General features: G+C 69.3%; 15 protein-coding genes and 1 pseudogene. 7 read left to right on the top strand and 9 right to left on the bottom strand.

The annotated features are described in order from the left end of the window. The first annotated feature begins 316 nt into the window (after nucleotides 1-316). The 3 genes from AC3WRT_RS11055 to AC3WRT_RS11045 all read left to right on the top strand — a co-directional run bounded on the left by AC3WRT_RS11055 (nucleotide 317) and on the right by AC3WRT_RS11045 (nucleotide 3,629). Nucleotides 317-1,018: a GAF domain-containing protein gene (locus AC3WRT_RS11055; RefSeq protein WP_492721833.1), complete on the top strand. Its 702-nt coding sequence runs from the start codon at nucleotides 317-319 to the stop codon at nucleotides 1,016-1,018. A gap of 156 nt (nucleotides 1,019-1,174) precedes the next feature. Next, a complete protein-coding gene (locus tag AC3WRT_RS11050) occupies nucleotides 1,175-2,509 on the top strand; it encodes a carboxylate-amine ligase (protein WP_492721831.1) in 1,335 nt (444 codons plus the stop codon). Between the two features lie 4 nt (nucleotides 2,510-2,513). Further along, on the top strand, nucleotides 2,514-3,629 hold the full coding sequence (locus tag AC3WRT_RS11045; protein WP_492721829.1) for an amidohydrolase family protein: 1,116 nt from the start codon (nucleotides 2,514-2,516) through the stop codon (nucleotides 3,627-3,629). A gap of 735 nt (nucleotides 3,630-4,364) precedes the next feature. Here AC3WRT_RS11045 and AC3WRT_RS11040 read toward each other — a convergent pair. The 5 genes from AC3WRT_RS11040 to AC3WRT_RS11020 all read right to left on the bottom strand — a co-directional run bounded on the left by AC3WRT_RS11040 (nucleotide 4,365) and on the right by AC3WRT_RS11020 (nucleotide 8,122). Continuing rightward, on the bottom strand, nucleotides 4,365-4,712 hold the full coding sequence (locus tag AC3WRT_RS11040; RefSeq protein WP_492721827.1) for a YtxH domain-containing protein: 348 nt from the start codon (nucleotides 4,710-4,712) through the stop codon (nucleotides 4,365-4,367). A gap of 456 nt (nucleotides 4,713-5,168) precedes the next feature. Then, nucleotides 5,169-5,537: a DUF1622 domain-containing protein gene (locus AC3WRT_RS11035; protein WP_492721825.1), complete on the bottom strand. Its 369-nt coding sequence runs from the start codon at nucleotides 5,535-5,537 to the stop codon at nucleotides 5,169-5,171. 333 nt (nucleotides 5,538-5,870) lie between these two features. Further along, a complete protein-coding gene (locus AC3WRT_RS11030) occupies nucleotides 5,871-6,353 on the bottom strand; it encodes a nucleotidyltransferase domain-containing protein (RefSeq protein WP_492721824.1) in 483 nt (160 codons plus the stop codon). Nucleotides 6,354-6,535: 182 nt separating this feature from the next. Beyond that, nucleotides 6,536-7,111 carry a GNAT family N-acetyltransferase gene (locus AC3WRT_RS11025; protein ID WP_492721821.1) on the bottom strand — a complete coding sequence of 192 codons (576 nt, stop codon included), beginning with the start codon at nucleotides 7,109-7,111 and terminating at the stop codon, nucleotides 6,536-6,538. 27 nt (nucleotides 7,112-7,138) lie between these two features. Then, a complete protein-coding gene (locus AC3WRT_RS11020) occupies nucleotides 7,139-8,122 on the bottom strand; it encodes a TIGR03621 family F420-dependent LLM class oxidoreductase (protein WP_492721819.1) in 984 nt (327 codons plus the stop codon). A gap of 143 nt (nucleotides 8,123-8,265) precedes the next feature. Between AC3WRT_RS11020 and AC3WRT_RS11015 the strand changes: the two genes are divergently transcribed. The 3 genes from AC3WRT_RS11015 (at nucleotide 8,266) to AC3WRT_RS11005 (ending at nucleotide 9,768) form a co-directional block, all read left to right on the top strand. Continuing rightward, the gene (locus AC3WRT_RS11015; RefSeq protein WP_492721817.1) at nucleotides 8,266-8,502 is read left to right on the top strand and encodes a BrnT family toxin; all 237 of its coding nucleotides are present in this window, start codon (nucleotides 8,266-8,268) and stop codon (nucleotides 8,500-8,502) included. 10 nt (nucleotides 8,503-8,512) lie between these two features. Further along, nucleotides 8,513-8,758, top strand: a complete 246-nt coding sequence (locus AC3WRT_RS11010) for a hypothetical protein (protein WP_492721815.1) — start codon at nucleotides 8,513-8,515, stop codon at nucleotides 8,756-8,758. Nucleotides 8,759-9,528: 770 nt separating this feature from the next. After that, the gene (locus AC3WRT_RS11005; protein WP_492721813.1) at nucleotides 9,529-9,768 is read left to right on the top strand and encodes a hypothetical protein; all 240 of its coding nucleotides are present in this window, start codon (nucleotides 9,529-9,531) and stop codon (nucleotides 9,766-9,768) included. A 295-nt stretch (nucleotides 9,769-10,063) separates the two neighbouring features. Here AC3WRT_RS11005 and AC3WRT_RS11000 read toward each other — a convergent pair whose 3' ends face one another. Continuing rightward, nucleotides 10,064-10,702 (bottom strand): hypothetical protein, encoded by a 639-nt coding sequence (locus AC3WRT_RS11000; RefSeq protein WP_492721810.1) that lies wholly within the window; start codon nucleotides 10,700-10,702, stop codon nucleotides 10,064-10,066. Between the two features lie 264 nt (nucleotides 10,703-10,966). Between AC3WRT_RS11000 and AC3WRT_RS10995 the strand changes: the two genes are divergently transcribed. Continuing rightward, complete coding sequence (locus tag AC3WRT_RS10995; RefSeq protein ID WP_492721808.1) at nucleotides 10,967-11,494, top strand: hypothetical protein; 528 nt, start codon at nucleotides 10,967-10,969, stop codon at nucleotides 11,492-11,494. A gap of 227 nt (nucleotides 11,495-11,721) precedes the next feature. Here the strand turns inward: AC3WRT_RS10995 and AC3WRT_RS10990 are convergent, their stop codons facing one another. From AC3WRT_RS10990 to AC3WRT_RS10980, 3 genes and pseudogenes are all read right to left on the bottom strand, one after another. After that, complete coding sequence (locus AC3WRT_RS10990) at nucleotides 11,722-12,681, bottom strand: NmrA family NAD(P)-binding protein (protein ID WP_492721804.1); 960 nt, start codon at nucleotides 12,679-12,681, stop codon at nucleotides 11,722-11,724. A 43-nt stretch (nucleotides 12,682-12,724) separates the two neighbouring features. Then, a complete protein-coding gene (locus tag AC3WRT_RS10985; RefSeq protein ID WP_492721863.1) occupies nucleotides 12,725-14,926 on the bottom strand; it encodes a helix-turn-helix transcriptional regulator in 2,202 nt (733 codons plus the stop codon). Between the two features lie 168 nt (nucleotides 14,927-15,094). Next, nucleotides 15,095-15,550: pseudogene (locus AC3WRT_RS10980) on the bottom strand (ATP-binding protein); the annotation flags it as partial. Between the last annotated feature and the right edge of the window lie 296 nt (nucleotides 15,551-15,846).

Genomic DNA, 15,846 nt, shown 5'->3' with positions numbered 1-15,846 from the left:
CTCACGGCGAGTGCGACCGGATCGCGCGCTGGTGGAGGCGCCGCACCCCGCACGGCGGCCAGCCCCGAGCGCGCTCGATTCCGGTGGGCGTAGCGCTTCTGGTCGTGGCGGCCTGTTCTCGGCGGCTTTTCCGACGGAGGCCGAGGAGCGGTCCCCCGAACCCTGCGTGACCCAAGACGATTCCTTGACCCATGCACAGCGGCCTGGTCGTTCCAGCCGTGCGGCCCTTCTCGGATTCCCCCCATGGTGGACCGGCGGCGCCTTGGGTCGAGTGGCCCGTGCGCTGATGACAGGTCACATCGGGTAGGCGGTGAGCATGGAGCCGATCCCGGAGACGCACGAGGCGCTCGAGGAGCTGGAGCGGTACGGCGACGTCGAACTACGAGGAGACTTGCAGCGCCTCACGGAGCAGGCCAAGCAAGGCGTCCCGGGGCTGGTCGGGGTCAGCCTCAGCCTGGTCACCGAGGACCTGGTGCTGACCTTCGTGGCCAGCGACGTCGACATCGCGGCGCTCGATGCCGTCCAGTACGCCGACGACGGCCCCTGCCTGGACGCCATCCGACAGGAAGCCATCATCGAGACCGACACCGAGGCCCTACTCGACGAGGGTAGGTGGCAGCTGTTCGCCCAGGCCAGCGCCGCGGCGGGGATCCACAGCAGCCTCTCGATGCCGTTCCGCCGACAGGGCGTCGTGACCGGCGGCGTGAACCTCTACGGCGAGCGGCCAGACTCCTTCACAGGCCATGTCGAGCAGCTCGCGGACCTGTTCGGTGCCTGGGCTCCGGGAGCAGTGACGAACGCGGACCTGTCATTCGCGACCCGGCTCGAGGCGGTCAAGAGCCCTGAGCGGCTCAGGGGGCAAGCGCACCTCGACCAGGCCATCGGTTTCCTGGTTGCGGCGCGCGGGCTGGAGCCGCGAGCAGCCGAGGACAGCATCCAGGCGGCGGCGGCCCGGGCCGGGGTGGCCGTCCACGTGCTCGCGCGCGCCTTGGTGGAGGCTCTGGACCCGCACGGCTGACACAGAGAACGGCTGCCCGCGAGTCGAGTCGCCCGTCCACCGCTCTTGCCGTGGCGAAGCGCCGACACCCGGTCGGACGTTACGGGGCGCGGCCGCTGGGTACCCGTTGGCCATCGTCGAAGAAGCGGCGCGACTGACGTTGGTTCGAGGTGCGCCGTGGATCAGCCGGTATTCAGAGGAACACATGCGGGACCGGAGCTGGCAGGTCCGGGACGGCGGACGAGCCGGCAAGTGACCGTGGACCGACCCGAGGCGGGTCCTGATCAGGAGCGGACCGCTCCATTCTCGGGTCGATCCGCTGGTGCTGACCCCCCGCTGGATGCACGGGTACCGCGTCTTCCGCGGCGCCGGGTCCGGCCGCCCTGGCGGCGGCTGCCCCGACCGGAGGCCACCGCCTCGGCGTTGGAGTGGCGCCGCGGTGGTCAGTTCACGGTCGGTGCCGAGGACGAGCTGATGTTGGTGGACGGCGATGGCCACCTGTTGGGTGCGACCGCCGCGCCGGTGCTGGCCGAGCTGTGTGCTGGCCGTCAACCCGATGGTGACGTGACCGGTGAGATCTTCATCGACCAGGTCGAGCTCAACACGAGGGTGTGCCCGGACGGGGAAGGCGTCGCCGCGGCGCTGGGCGGCCTGCGCCGGTGGTTGACGGCCAATGGGGCCCGGCCGATGGCGGTCGGGGTCCACCCGGACGCGCCGTTCGGGACCGCGCACATGGCGTCCTCCGCCCGTTACGAGGGGATCTTGACGGAGCTGGCGGGCCTGTTCCGGACCCCGACCGCGGCGTTGCAGATCCACGTCGCACTACCCGACATGCAGACCGCCATGGTCGCCTACCGAGGGTTGCGCAACCGCCTGTGCCGGCTGCGTGCCCTGTCGGCGAGCTCGCCGTTCCGGCACGGGCAGGACTCCGGGCTCGCCTCGGCCCGGTCCGCGATCACCCGCTCCTACCCGCGGACCACCATCCCGCCGGTCCTGCGGTCCTGCGAGGAGTACCTGAGCACGACCGAGCGAATCGTCGCTGCCGCAGGCATCCCCGACTACACCTACGTCTGGTGGGACCTGCGTCCCCAGCCCCGGCTCGGCACCCTCGAGGTCCGGGTCATGGACGCTCAAGCCTCACTCGCGACCGTCGCCGGCCTAGCTGCGCTGATCCAAGGCCTGACCCGGCACACGGTGCAGGTCCCGGACCGCGTTGACCTGCCCGACGACGTCCTGGCCGCCAACGACTACCGCGCCTGCCGGCACGGGCTCGACACCGTCGTCGTCGACACCGACGGCGCGTTGCGCCCGTTGCGCGAGGTCGCTGTGCGCACTCTGGCCGAGGCTCGCAGCGCACTGGCGCCGGACGGGCTCGACCGCCCCTTGGACGTCGTCGAGTCGATGCTGCTGAGCCCGTCCGTGCCGGACCGGCAACGCGACCGGTGCCGACAACACGGGATGCCGGCCCTGCTCGCCGATCTCGTCACCCGCACCACCGACCAGGACGGATGAGCCGATGTACGCCGACGACCTGATGCAGCCCTGGCTCGACTGCCTCACCGACAGGATCCCGGAGGTCCAGATCTTCGACGCGCACACCCACGTCGGCGGGAACGATCCCAGCGGCTTCACCGCCAGCCTCGATGAGCTGCTGGAGGCGCTGGACGCCGTCGACGGCCGGGCGGCCGTCTTCCCGCTGGCCGAGCCGGACGGCTACCGGGACGCCAACTTGGCCTGCGCCAAGGCCGCCGAAGGCTCACCTCAGCGGCTGGTCGCGTTCGCCCGCATCACGCCCGATGAGCGTCCCACCGAGCTGCTCGAGGAGGCCTTGGCCGCCGGAGCACGCGGCGTCAAGCTGCACCTGTCCAGCGACGAGTTCAGCTTGTCCGACCCGCGGCTGGGCGGTGTCTACCAGATCGCGCACGAGCGCCACCTGCCGTTGATCGTGCACGCGGGGCCCGAGCTGACCACCCTGGGCGATGACCCGTTGCGCGTCTGCGCACGCTGGCCCGGGCTGTGCCTCATCCTGGCGCACTGCGCCCTCACCGACCTGGACCGCCTCAGCTACCAGCTCGCCGACACCCCGAACCTGTTCCTCGACACCTCATGGTGGACGCCCGCCAACGTGCTGGCGGCCATGAAGCTGGTGCCTCCGGGCCGCATCCTCAACGCCAGCGACCTGCCCTACTGCAGCCCGATGCACGCGACGTTCAAGACGATCCGCTGCGCGTGGCAGGTCGGCCTCGAGCCGGACCAGATCGCATCCATCATCGGTGGCCAGTTCGCGCGGCTGGTCGAGGGCGCCGCGCCGCTGGACCTCGGCCCGGCCCCAGCCGGCGAGCAGTCCCCGATCGGGCCGTCGCTGGAGACCGTGGCGACCAACCTGCTCGCCGCACTGGAGTCCACGCAGCGCGGTGAGGACCCCGGCGTATGCCTCACCGTCGCCCGACATGCCTGCACCGTCCGCGACGACGACCCGCAAGCCCCGGCCCTGGCCTCGGTGGTCCAGCTGCTCGACCTCTACGACGAGCACCAGAGCCGGATCCCGCAACGCAACCAGTTCAGCCCCGGATGGGACCTCATCTCCGCAGCAGCGTTCATCGCCCGCACCCCCGCCGCGCCCCTGCCCTGAGCGGCCGCTCGGCCCAGCCGCCAGATGCCTCCACGGACAAGCACACAGTGAAGACGCAGAGCCTGGAGGAGGTGATGCCAAGGAGAGCTCTGGGTTGGCTGCGCTGCAAGCGATCGCGGCTGTGACCAGTCCGCGCCGCCGGCACGCGGGGCCTTGCGTAGGCAGCGGCTGTGCACCGCCGAGTCACATGGATGAGCGACACCGCCGCCCTTTGCGCCCAGTCGGACGCATGAAGAAGGTGGTGAGCAGCGGCGTCGCGATGTTCCCGTACCCATCGTCTGAGGGGCGTCCCGGTCGGTTCTGCTTGGGTCGACGCCTTTCCCTCGGCGCAGCCGACCGAGCTTCGGGGACCCTCCTGCGGGCGTTCGGGGAGGGACCGATCCCGAATGGCGGGCGACCCGAGCGTCGAACGGTGTTTGTCCGGTCGGTGGTGGGGTTCGCAGGCATGACGTGGGCCGGCCGGACCAGCGTCTGCCTGTGCACGAAGCCAGAGCGGGGCATGGCTGGACCCCCCGGGACGGCCAACGGGGGCAAGCTACTGGACCCGGGCACCGGCTCGGCGCACACCTGCGGACGACACCGCAACGCGCACCATCGGCGCATGAGCGCGCATCCCTCTGGTCGCGGGAAGCTGGGGTCTGGTCGATGTCCCGGGAACCTGGAGGGGCGTCATGGGCGTCCCCTCGCTCGAAGAGTCGGACTCGGAGTCCGGCGCCCCGATCAGGTGGCAGGCTCTCAGGGCAGCGGACCCTTGGGCCCGTGGTCCTTCTGGAACTGCACAGCCTGCTCGACAAGGTCCTCCGCGTTCTCCTGGCGCGAGTCCGCGGCGCCGGCGTCGGTAGACCCCGAAACCGCCGAGGTGACCTTGTCGGTCGCTGTCCGGGCGGCACCGGCCACTTTGTCCGCCACGACCGGCGCCTGCTCGCGCACGAGCTGGGCACCCTGGTGCGCCTTCGCCTGCACGCGGGGGTCGTCCTTCAACTGGCCGATCGCGCGCATGAACTGCTCGTAGGGCTCCCGACCGGCCCGCGAGCCGAGCAGGAATCCGAGCGCGCCGGCGGTGACGATGAGCAGTCTCTTCATTGGGGGCCTCCGTGTATCGGGGTCGGTCGCCCTCGGCCGGGCGCCGACGATCTCTCTCAGCCATACCCCCCACCGCCCCGTTCGACATCAGCGCCCGAAGGGGTCACGCCCCGTTCCGGTTGGCCGGTTCGGCTCTCGTTGGTGGGCACGCCAGCACCGAGAAGCGATCTGGGTCCCTTGAGGCAGCTGAACAAAGGGGCCCACCCTGCGTTTCACAAAGCGCACTCGTCGGCACGGCCGCCCGGCGGCATGTCCGGTCAACGCCTCACGCCGATGACAGTACGTCTGGGTCGCCTCGACGACGGCGATCAGGCCGCCGGCGTCTCGGGTATTGACCACGCCCGCACGCTCCCCAAGACGTGCTTCGCCTCCAGGTCTGAGCGTGGGCAGTCCTCCGCGCCGCGCGAAACCACGAAGACTGGCGCGGAGGAACTGCTCGAGGTCGGCGCTGCGAGGTTACGAGGCAGTCTTACTGGTCGGTTCGTCCGTGGGGTCGTTCTGCCAGGGCCAGCGGCCGGTGATCTCGAGCTCGAGGGAGAAGCTGAGAAAGGTGCGAATCAGCACGATGAGCGCCAGGACGAGGACGCTGGCCAATGTCGGGGTCACGGCGACGGTGCGGATGATGTCGGCGGCCACGAGCAGCTCGAGGCCCAGCAGGATCGTGCGTCCCAGTTGTTGGCGGAACTGCCGGTAGGTGCCTGGCTGCTGTCCGCGGGCACTCTGGGCCGCTCGCACTGCTGCGACGACGGCTCCGATGACCAGAACTACGACCCCGGCGGTGTCCATGCCCTTGCCAGCTAGCTCGACGGCCTCGCTGAAGTCCACGTCGTCCCTTTCCCGTTCATCGGTGTCTCCCACTGCAGATACCCCGCCGGAGACTGCGAGGCAAGAGGATCCGAGGACGCGGCACGACTACGGTGGCAGCCCCGACGACTTCCGGCCAGCCGTCGGCGACGACCATCCCGCCCGCGGTCGGGACCGGGAACTGCTCCGACCACCGCTCGTAGGCGGTGGATGTGCCACGGTCGCGCGTTGCCGGCGCCCGATTCAAACGCGTAAGCCACGCTGATCGCGGCATGTGAGTGCGTTGGGATGCCGTGCTGTCCCCACCGGCTGCGCTCGACCCCAGCATCCGGAGGGCGTCGGCGTCGGCCACACTTAGGGCGTTTCGGCAACTGAGCGGAGGGCGTCCAGGTCGGCGCGGTCCTTACCACCGCCCCCCTCGTCGGGACGCGGAGTGCCCTTCATGGCCAGCATCATCTCCAACGTGAGGACTCTGACCGATAGGTCGTTCAAGGTCCGTCGTGAGAAGGCCAGCGGCCCGCTCGAGAGCACCATGGGTTGTCCGGGGACTGGCACGATGACACCGCCTTCTGCGCCGGGCACGACGAAGGTGAGCTGAAGCTCGTAGCCGTCGCGCGCGTAGTTGGTGCCGAGCAGGTCCTCCGCAGTCGGGGCATGGGTCCAGCCGGCTGCCTGGAGCGCCTCGTGGACGCGGCCCTGGTCGTGTCGCCAGACCAGGACGTCGATGTCGTCGTGCGGTCGGGTGAGTCGTCCCACCCACAGATCGACGGCCCACCCGCCGATGAACCAGTGCTCCAGGCCTGCCCCGTCCAAAGCGCGGGAGGCACTCCCGATCATTGACAATCCTCGGTCGTAGTCACTCGACTGCTGCGTCATGGCTCATTCAAGCGCGCTCGGCGCTGATCGACATGCACAACGCTTCGTGCCCAGAACTAGAGGGTGATGGGGGGTCACACGCGGCCCGCTCATCGACTCGACCGATCAGCGGCATGAGCGGAAGATTGAGAGCCTCAGCCGGCTCAGTTGAGCTGATGCTCCATGAACACCCAGTGGGACTTGTACTCGTCGGGGATCTCGCTCTCTGGGTAGGGAGCGATGTCGGTGAAGCCGCTGGCGCGGTAGAGACGGTGAGCAGCGGTCATGAAGTCCGGGCTGTCGAGGAGGACGCGCTGGTAGCCGGTGGTTCGAGCTTCGGTGATCAGCCGGGTGAGCAGGGCGCGACCGAGGCCGCCGCGCCGGTGCGGCGGGTCGACGTACATGCGTTTGATCTCGGCGGTCTCCGGCCCGAGGCGTTGCAGGCAGGCAATGCCGATTGCGACCTCGGCATCGAATGCCAGCAGGAGCCGGCCGTCGGGCCGCTGGAACCGTGCAACGGTGAGCAGGTCGTGCTCAACGGCCTCGCCAACCGGTAGCCGGAAGCCGTACCTTGCCTCGAGCTCGTCGTTGCCCCATGTCAGGTAGGCCAGCCATAGCCGCTCGACGGCGTCTCGGTCCTCGGGCAGCTGCGCCTCGCGGATGTAGGCCACTTTCGGATAGTAGCCGCCGGGAGAAGGCCGGAACGGGCGTCGACAATGCCCGACGCTTGGATCGGTCACCCGGCCCGCCCGTCTCGCTGAAGGGCTTCAGGCGTTGGCCAATCGCTCTACGACCGGGGTCAGCTCCCCGACCTCGCCGAGCATGATCGAGGAGATGCCCAGCTCCTCCCGCAGCTGCAGGAACTTCTCCACCAGCCGGTCGATGCTTCCGATGAAGAGATGTGGCGAGTCGATGACCTCCATCTCAGTGAGCTCCACGCCCGTCTGGGAGCGCAGCTCGTCGACCACCCGTCGGGCCTGCCCGTGTAGGTCATTCGTGACCGTGGTGGGCCAGACCGACGACGGGTAGATGTTGAGCTCCAGGGCCGGGAACCGCTCAGCGGCGCCCTGTCGGACCCAAGCGATCTTCTCCCGCGTGGCGGCGAGGGTCAGCGACTGCGGATCGATGCCGCCGGTAGCTCGAAGACGGGGCGCCAGCCCGACGATGTCGGCCTGCGCGCCGGCCAGGCGTAGCGTGCGTTGACCTCCGCCTCCGATGAGGAAGGGAGGGTGCGGGCGTTGAACCGGGATTGGTCGGGCGACGTAGTCGGTGATCGTGTAGTAGTCACCAGCGAAGCTGAAGGCCGAGCCGGAGAACAATCCCTTGAGGACGGTGATGGACTCGGCCAGCCGCTGCTGACGGATCGGTGCCGGTGCAAACTCGATCCCCACCGCGTCGTACTCGGCTTTGTTCCATCCGGCGCCGATGGCCACTTCCAGCCTGCCGCCGGAGAGGACGTCGATGCTGGCGAGGTCCTGCGCGAGCACCGCGGGGTGACGCAGGTCGTTGTTGAGCACGAACGCCGATACCCGCAGCGTGGAGGTCGCGGCCGCGACGGTGGCCATCGCGACGACCGGGGACAGCTGTTCAAGCAGGTGATCTGGCACGACGAGCGCGTGGTACCCCGTCTGCTCGGCCTCGACAGCATGCGCGGCCAGTTGCGGCCCGGTGAGGACCTCTCCCATCCCTGCCAGGAAGTGAAATGGGCGCATGGAGCCAGTATCGGCATGGACAGAACGCGGAGGAACCACATCCGGTCCTGTCGCTCTCGACCATCCAATGCCGACCGCGGAGCACATCGTCGCCCGCGATGATCGAGGCGGCCTGATCGCGGCATGTCCGTGCGTCAACTCGTGATTGACAGAGAGCAGTTCGTCAATCTATCCTTGACGTTGTGAAGGTGACGGAGTCGGCCCTGAAGCACGGGCTCGACGAAGCCGACATCACGCATGCATGGACCAACGCCATCCGGCTGGTCGAGTACGAGTACGACGGCGAGGACCGTCTTCTGGTGATCGGCCCGGATCGGCACGGTCGGATGCTGGAGCTGGTCGCCGTTCCAGCCGGACAACCCACCCGGGTCATCCACGCCGACCGGCTACGACCCAAGTTCTTCGACTACCTGAGATGAGGTGAATGACATGGCAACTCTGAAGACCAACCACGACCGCACTGGTTTGGACCAGCTCGACCCGTCGACTCACCCGGCTCGCGATGCCGCGTCCTTCCGCCGCATCATCGCCGCCAGGCATCAGCTCGCGGACGCCGAGGAGGAGCTGCGTGAGGCGGTCCGTGCAGCCCGTGCGGCGGGCGACTCGTGGACCGTGATCGGCGCGGCGCTAGACATCTCGCGTCAAGCTGCCCAGCAAAGGTTTGGCCAGCCCTGACGGCGGCAAATGAGGACGTCAAGCTGGTAGCAAATCGACGAGGTAGTGCGCTCCCATCACTCCGTCGCCGGCCCGGCTCAGCCGGTCCACATGGGTGACCCGGACGACAGGGCCGATCGTGTGCGTGTCTGGTGGCTCTCCCTGCACACGCACCATTTGGTGCTCGATGAGCTGGATTCTCTGAAGGCGCCAGTCCAGTCGTGAGTCAGGGATGGCGAACGCGTCCCACTCGTGGTCAGCGACGACTCCGAGCCAGCCTTCGGCAAGGCCCAGTCGGGCAGGTCCCGGCCGCCGAAGTCGGGCTCGTGGCCGGATGTTGTCGACATGCCCTCACTCTGCGCTGCTCGGCCGCGACTGTCCATGGTCACGGCCCGAAGCGCCTCAGCGTCCAAGGTTGCCCGGCAACTTCCTGAGAGTCGCGAGGACGGGCGCGAGATCAACCGGTCGCTGTCCCGGACGAGCTTCGCCCGGGCACTCGAGTTGATGCCGGCGGCGCAGCCGACTGCGCTCAAGGCTCGGCAGGGCTCCTCGTACACCTGGGCATCCTCATGGACCGCGCCGTATCCGGCGAGGCCAGCGGTAAGCGTCATCGCGTGACAGGCGCTGCCCCGCGCGGCTACGTCGCCGGACCCGTGGGATCGCGGGAAACACCGCATCTTGCGCGGTCGCATCCGGTGTTGACGCTCGGCAGAACAGGGCCGCATGGTTATCGTGCCTACAACCGCAGTGGGCCAGGCGAGAGGGCGCTAAGCGCCGATCGGCAGACACCGATGACACCCACCACTGCCACGTCGTCCGGCACCGGCAGCACGTCCACCATCGGCGTCCGAGAGCTGATCCGCGAGCTGGTCGGTCTGCAGGACCGCATGGAGGACGTTGGTCTCCGGGAACGCACCCGGCGCGGACCCGGCGACCCGCTGCGAAGCGAACTCATCGCGCTCACTCACCGCCAGGGTCAGGTGATCGCTGCGCTGCGCCGCTATCGAAGGCTCGCCTGGGCAAGCGAGTGAGAGCCCTCCGCCATCACATGTGTCCAGTACGGCGGCTCCGGCTTCGGCACGAGACTCGTCGATACGTGACTGCGTGGGTTGTGAATGCGGATGGGATGACGTGGCCGCGCCACGCCTGCCGGACAGCGGGCGTACATGCGTGCAGGCTTCCTCCTGAACTCCCAACCTCGCATGCATCTCGACGTCTGAGACGGCCGTCCCGGGAAAGTCGTCGACAAAGTCGCTGGCTGGAGCTCTGTGCACGGAGGTCGAGCTCTGTGCACGGAGGCACGGCTCTCTCGCGGACGCGCGCCGTTCAGCGGTGAGCAGCGGTGCTGGCTGCCTTCTTGACGGACGCGACCACACCAGCGCCGGAGGCGAGCACACCGCTGTTGGCCAAACGGCCGAGCAGACCCTTGGAGGCCTCACTGGCGCGCTGCTGCTCGCCCGCGAAGGCGCTGACAATGACCAGGGCGCCGGTGAGGGCTGGCACCGCCCACTGGAGCACCGCGAGCTGCCGTTGGGCACCGCCGACATCCTCGGGCGTCAGCGCCGGTGACGGTTCGGTGCCGGACTCGACCGGCACGTCCGGACGCTCGGCGACCTTGCGTCCCAGCATCCGGCTGTAGCCCGTGGCGGCCAAGGCGGCGACCGTTAGACCTGTCTTGACCACGACCATGCTCGGTACACCACGCTGGCCGCCGATCCGGGCGGCGTTGCCTTGGAGCTGACCGACGCTGCCAACCAAGTGTGTGCCGATCGCGGCCGCGTTGACTGGGGTCCACCGGTCCCAGCCCGCGTTGGCGACGGCACCGACATCGTGAGGTGTGGTGGCCTTTGCGGCGGCGGTGTTGAGCGCGACGGCGTTGGCCAACGTGCCACCGAACCAGGCGGCCAAGCCCAGGTCGTGCATCGATCGGGTCACGGTGTTGCGAGCCATGGGCTTCTCCTGCATGAAGTGAGGGTGATGAAGCGCGAAGTGGCCGACGGCGGTCCCACCGGCCGATGGTGAGCGCCTACCCCGTTCTTGGTGTGACTCACAGCGGTCCGGCCGATACGGAGGCCACGCCGAGAGCGATGCTGACCGCCAGCCTGCTCGGCACCGTCGGAGTGAGGCAGTTCACGCTGTGTGGGGCGGGGACTTGGGCGGCGCACAGAGGGTCTGATCGCCGGCGCCACGGGGTAACCGCAGTACGTGCGTCATCGACCCTGGACCCGAGTGGGCGTTCTGACCGTCGGCGGCCATCTCGCCTTCGAACTCGTCTGCGGTGTGGGTGTGCCGTTGGCTTCCCGGGTGGGGGTCACCGTTGCGACGACGGGGTACCTGGTCTCGTCTGTCGCGGCGTACCGGGCGGCCGGCCGCCTCTCACCTCCGTGTGGGGACCGGCGGTTCGCGGTGGCGAACGGTTTGTTCGCGTCCGCGATGATCAATCACTTCACCGTCTGGCCCCGGAGCACCCTGGCGGGGCTGCCGTGGCTGACGGAGTGTGAAGGGCTCGGTGGCCGGCTGATGGGTCCCTACAACGCGCTGCTGTACGTCTCCACGGTCGCGGCGGTCGGTGGGGCGGTCGAGAACCGACGCGCGTGGCGGTGGTTCGCCGTGACCCTACTGATCGCGGTGCCGCTGCTACGGCGGGAGACCCCTCCGGAGTACCTGCGGCTGCTCAGCCAGGCAGCGAAGAGGCCACGCTGGTGGAACCGCCGACTGGCCGCCGTTGCCCGCGCCGGCCGGCCGACGCCGGCTTAACGCTCGTGTTCACCAACGCCTCACGGGCGTAAGTCGCTGTGACGGGGAGGGGGCGACGTAGCGGTCATCGTCACCTTGGCAGTGGTGAAACCCGCCGAGCAGGCGCGGATCGTCCCGATTCCGGGAACCGGACGCGCTCACGGGCGCACGGCGCATGAGGGTCGATGAGGCCGCTCGTCGTCTCAGGAAGGACGAGTGGGTTACCCGGAGGGCCGGGATCTTGCCGCCTACCGAGCCTGCGCCGTGGCGGCGATTCTGCAACGTGTCCGCTCGACCCAGATGTCGAAGCCGCTCAGCGACGGGTTGAGAGCGCGGGCCACGGCGATGTCCCGCAGTCCTGCGTGTTCGGGCACCTCTGCCATGAACTGGAACATGTTGGCGGCGATGTCGATGCCGGGGAAGGGCAGGGAGCGGAAGGCTTCTAGTGGCATCGGCTGGTAGCGGACCCGCTCGCCGAACACCCGCGAAAGTCCGTCAGCGAGTCTCTCGCCCGTGGTGCACTCAGCTGCGAGCCCGACTGTGCTGCCGCGGTGCTCCTCTGGTTGCTGGAAGATTGCGTAGGCGCAGCGGCCGATGTCCTCGGCGGCGATGCCTGGCAGCGCGGCGTCGCCGAGCGGGATGGCCAGAGTGAGGACGCCGTCGGGTCCCCGCTGCGGGGCGCCTCTGCCGAAGACGAACGCGTCCCAGTGGGTCGGCGGGAGCAGGTAGGTCGTGGGGACACCGGAGCCCTCGAACGCCCGGTTCCCGTCAGCCTTGGCATCGAACGGCGGCACCTTGTAGCGGTCCATGACCGTGGGCATCCGCTCGTCCTCGAGCGGGTACCACCGGCGGGTGTCCTCCATCGTGGACCAGATCGCATGCCGGACGCCCGCCGCAGCGGCGGCGCTCGCCTGGTTGCCGGCCTGTGCGGTTTCCCGCTGGGGGGAGAGGTGCTCCCAGAACGTCGTCATGCAGAAGACGCCGTCGACGCCGTCGAACGCGCGGACGAGGCTGTCGGCGTCGTCCAGGTCTGCCCGCACAACGGTCGCCCCGAGGTCGGCGAGCGCGCGGCCGGCCGAAGAGTCAGGGGTGCGGGTGATGGCGCGGCAGGTGAAGCCGCCCTCCGCATCGAAAAGGATGGCCCGGGCCAGCCCGCCGGCGGTTGCGCCGGTCGCACCTACCACTGCAAGTGTCTTGTCTTCGCTCATGCCTCGACGCTAGGAGCACGACGACGCCCGCGCGTCGACCGATCTACTCAGTCGGGGTACTCAGCTGGCTGCGTTGCACCCAGAGTGCAATCTGGCTGCGGTTGCGCAGGTGCAGCTTGTCGAGGATGTGCTGGACATGGTTCTGCGCGGTGCGCTCGGAGATGTAGAGCTCGGAGGCGATCTCGCGGTTGGTGTGTCCTCCAGTGACGAGCACGGCGACTTGTTGCTCGCGCGGGGTCAGGGGAGTGTGCGTCGTCGCATCGAGGTGGCTGAGCAGGGCAGACGCCTTCTGGAGGATCGGCGGCATCCCCAACGCGGTGCAGCGTCGTTGGGCGTCCGAGGCCAGGGAGCGTGCGCGAGTGAGGTCCCCGGGTGCGCAGCGGCGGCTCAGTGCCCGTGCGAGCTCGTACTGCGCCTCGGCTTGGAACCCTTCGGCGCCGTTGGCGGCACAGGACTTGGTTGCGGCTTCCAGGTCGGCTATCGCGTCGTCGACCAGGTCGAGGTGTGTTGCGCCGATACCCAGCCACAGCTCGGCCGGCCCGAGGTACGCCATCGCGTAGCGTCCGTTGACGATGTGGTGGCCGCGGAAGGCTCCTAGCCTGGCCCGCAGGGTCGTCACGTCGTCATCGGCCCCGACGGCCGTTGCGGTGAGCAGCCCCATCGCCCAGGTGAACAGGGCGCCGTGTGGCGTCTCCTGCCACTCCGACGCCGGGCCGAGACGGCGGTAGAGCCGCGCCGCCTCCGGGATCCGTCCCAGGTCGGACAGCACCGCGGCCGGTCCGAGCGTCATCACGATGCCCTCGATCGGCCAGTCCCGTTCGGCGGGGTCCTCGCCCATCCCCAGCGCTTCGAGGGTCGGACCCGAGTAGCCGATGTGATGGCCGAGGTTGGCCAGGAAACCGCCGTGGAGCAGGAACGCTGGCGGGTAGCCGGTAGCCGCCACTGTGGCCAGCGCCTGGTCGCCGTACCGTTGGGCCTCGCCCAGCTGGCCCTGTGCCTGGGCCAGGACTGCCTGGCAGCGAAGCACCCGCCAGCGGGAGATCGGCCCTCCGATCCGGGTGGCCCAGCGGGTCATGCCTTCGATCTCTCGCCCCGCCTCGCGGATCTCACCGCGTTCGCACGCGGCGTCGAACCGCCACTCGGCCGCCGACATCAGAAGGTGAGGGCGCTGCGTCCGAGTGCCCAGTTCTGCAATCCGGCCGGCGTTGGCTTCGCGTTCAGCGAGCCCGTCTGGGCCGGAGCGGACCATGTGGTGGCCGACGAGAGCGGCCTCCAAGGCCTTGACGTCTCGACTGTCGACGACCAGGGACAGCGCCTCGGCGACCGCACGTTCGGCCTCCTCGATGTCGGAGAGGTGGTCGCACACGACGGCGTATGCCGCGAGGACGCGGGCTCGCCAGCCTGCCTGCTCAGGGTCGAGTGCGCCGAGCGCCTGTTCGCACAAGTCGCGGATCCGCCGGTCGAGCGGAGCGTCGAAAGTGGGGTTCACGACCAGTGCCGACTCGGCGAGCAAGTCCGGGAGGCCCAGGCGAATCGCCACCTCCATGACCTGCTGGCAGCTGTGGAGCGCGCCGGGCATGTCGGCCGCAAGCGCTTGTGCGGACGCCAGTCCCAGCGTCAACCGACACAGCGTCTCCTCATCGGCCCCGCTGGCCAGCGACAGGGACTGCCCGAACCAGCGGCACGCCTCCTCGTACGCGTGTCGCCGCAACGCCTCCCGGCCTGCCTGATCCGTCCAGTAGACGGCGGCGGGAGTTGAGCCGCCAGCCACCGCAGCCTCGGCCCAGTGGCGCGCCAGGGCGAAGACGGCCGGTTCGTCGTGGTGGTCGGTGTGCTGCCAGCCAGCGTGTTGAGTTTCGATCGCCTCTGCGGCCCGCCGATGAAGCGACGCCCGTCGCGCCGTGTCCATGGATGCGTCGATGGCGTCCCTGACAAGGGCGTGGCTGAACCGCCACTGTCCCGGCTGGCGCCCCGGGGCCACCACGGCGGCGGCGGCCGCCTCATCGAGCGCCGCAAGGACTGCCAGCACTTGCCCACCGGTCATCGCCGCCACGAGCAGGACCGGGAACTCCACGCCGACGACTGCGGCCGCCTCCAAAGCAGCGCTGGAGGCCGGCGTGAGGTGGGAAAGCCGAGAGCGGACGCTGTCGCGTACCGATCGCGGGACGGCGGAGAGGTCGCCATGATCGGCCAGCTGGCGGGCAAGCTCAGCGGCGAGAAAGGGATTGCCGGCCGTCGCCTCCATCAGCACGGTGAGCTCGGCCGCGGTGAGTTCCCGGCCTGCGATCGACGCGACCTGCTGCGCGACACCGGCTGGAGAGAGGCCGCGCAGCTCGAGCTGCCTCGTGTGCGGCTCCCGGACGAGCTCGGACACGGGCCCGGACGTCTCGCGGCACGTCAGCACCACGAGCAACTGCTCGTCCCGCGCCGTCCGCGCCACGTGACGCACGAGCAACTGAGAGCCGACGTCCGCCGCATCGGCGTCATCGAGCACGACCACCAGCGGGGAAGTGCGGGCTGCCGCCAACATCACCGCTGTGACGTCGTCAAACCACCGCATTCGTTCCTCGACCGACGGCTCACCGGCCATCGCCCGCAGGGCGGCGACAGCACCCGAGTCCGCGAGGCCGGCCGCTTCGAGGGCCGCGACCACCTCGGCCCAGAGCCGGTAAGGCGGCCCGCCATCCGTGCCGACCGCCCGACCCCACACCACGACAGCACCTCGGTTACGCGCCATCGTGGTGAGCTCGTCGGCCAACCGGGTTTTCCCGATGCCGGGCTCACCCACGCACACCAGGACACGAGCACGGCCGCCCTCAGCATCCTCAAGACAGTCGAGAAGCGCAGCCAGCTCTGCGTCACGCCCCACCAAGATCGACACCGGCGGCCCCCTTCATCCGCGGCCTCCGAACTCAGTGTGGCTGAACGTCGGAGATCTAGCCACCGACCGCGTTTGCGGTGCTCGCGTCGTCGAGGGGTCGGTGACCACACGCCGCCTCCCGCGCGCTTACCTCTCTAGCGGCCTCCGGCGCGGTGGTCGACCGACAAGGGTCTAACCACCTTCTCGCCAGCCTTCCGGGTGGAGCGGTAAAGCTGGCATCCCTTCGAGCAACCCGCCCATTGCCATGACCGCTCGCCGGCAAGGATCGGATGTTGCCCTCGACT

This window comes from Terrabacter sp. FW104-15G4B, from assembly GCF_058790095.1.
The sequence above is the reverse complement of the archived record's forward strand: the minus strand, read 5'-3'. Positions and strand labels throughout refer to the sequence as shown.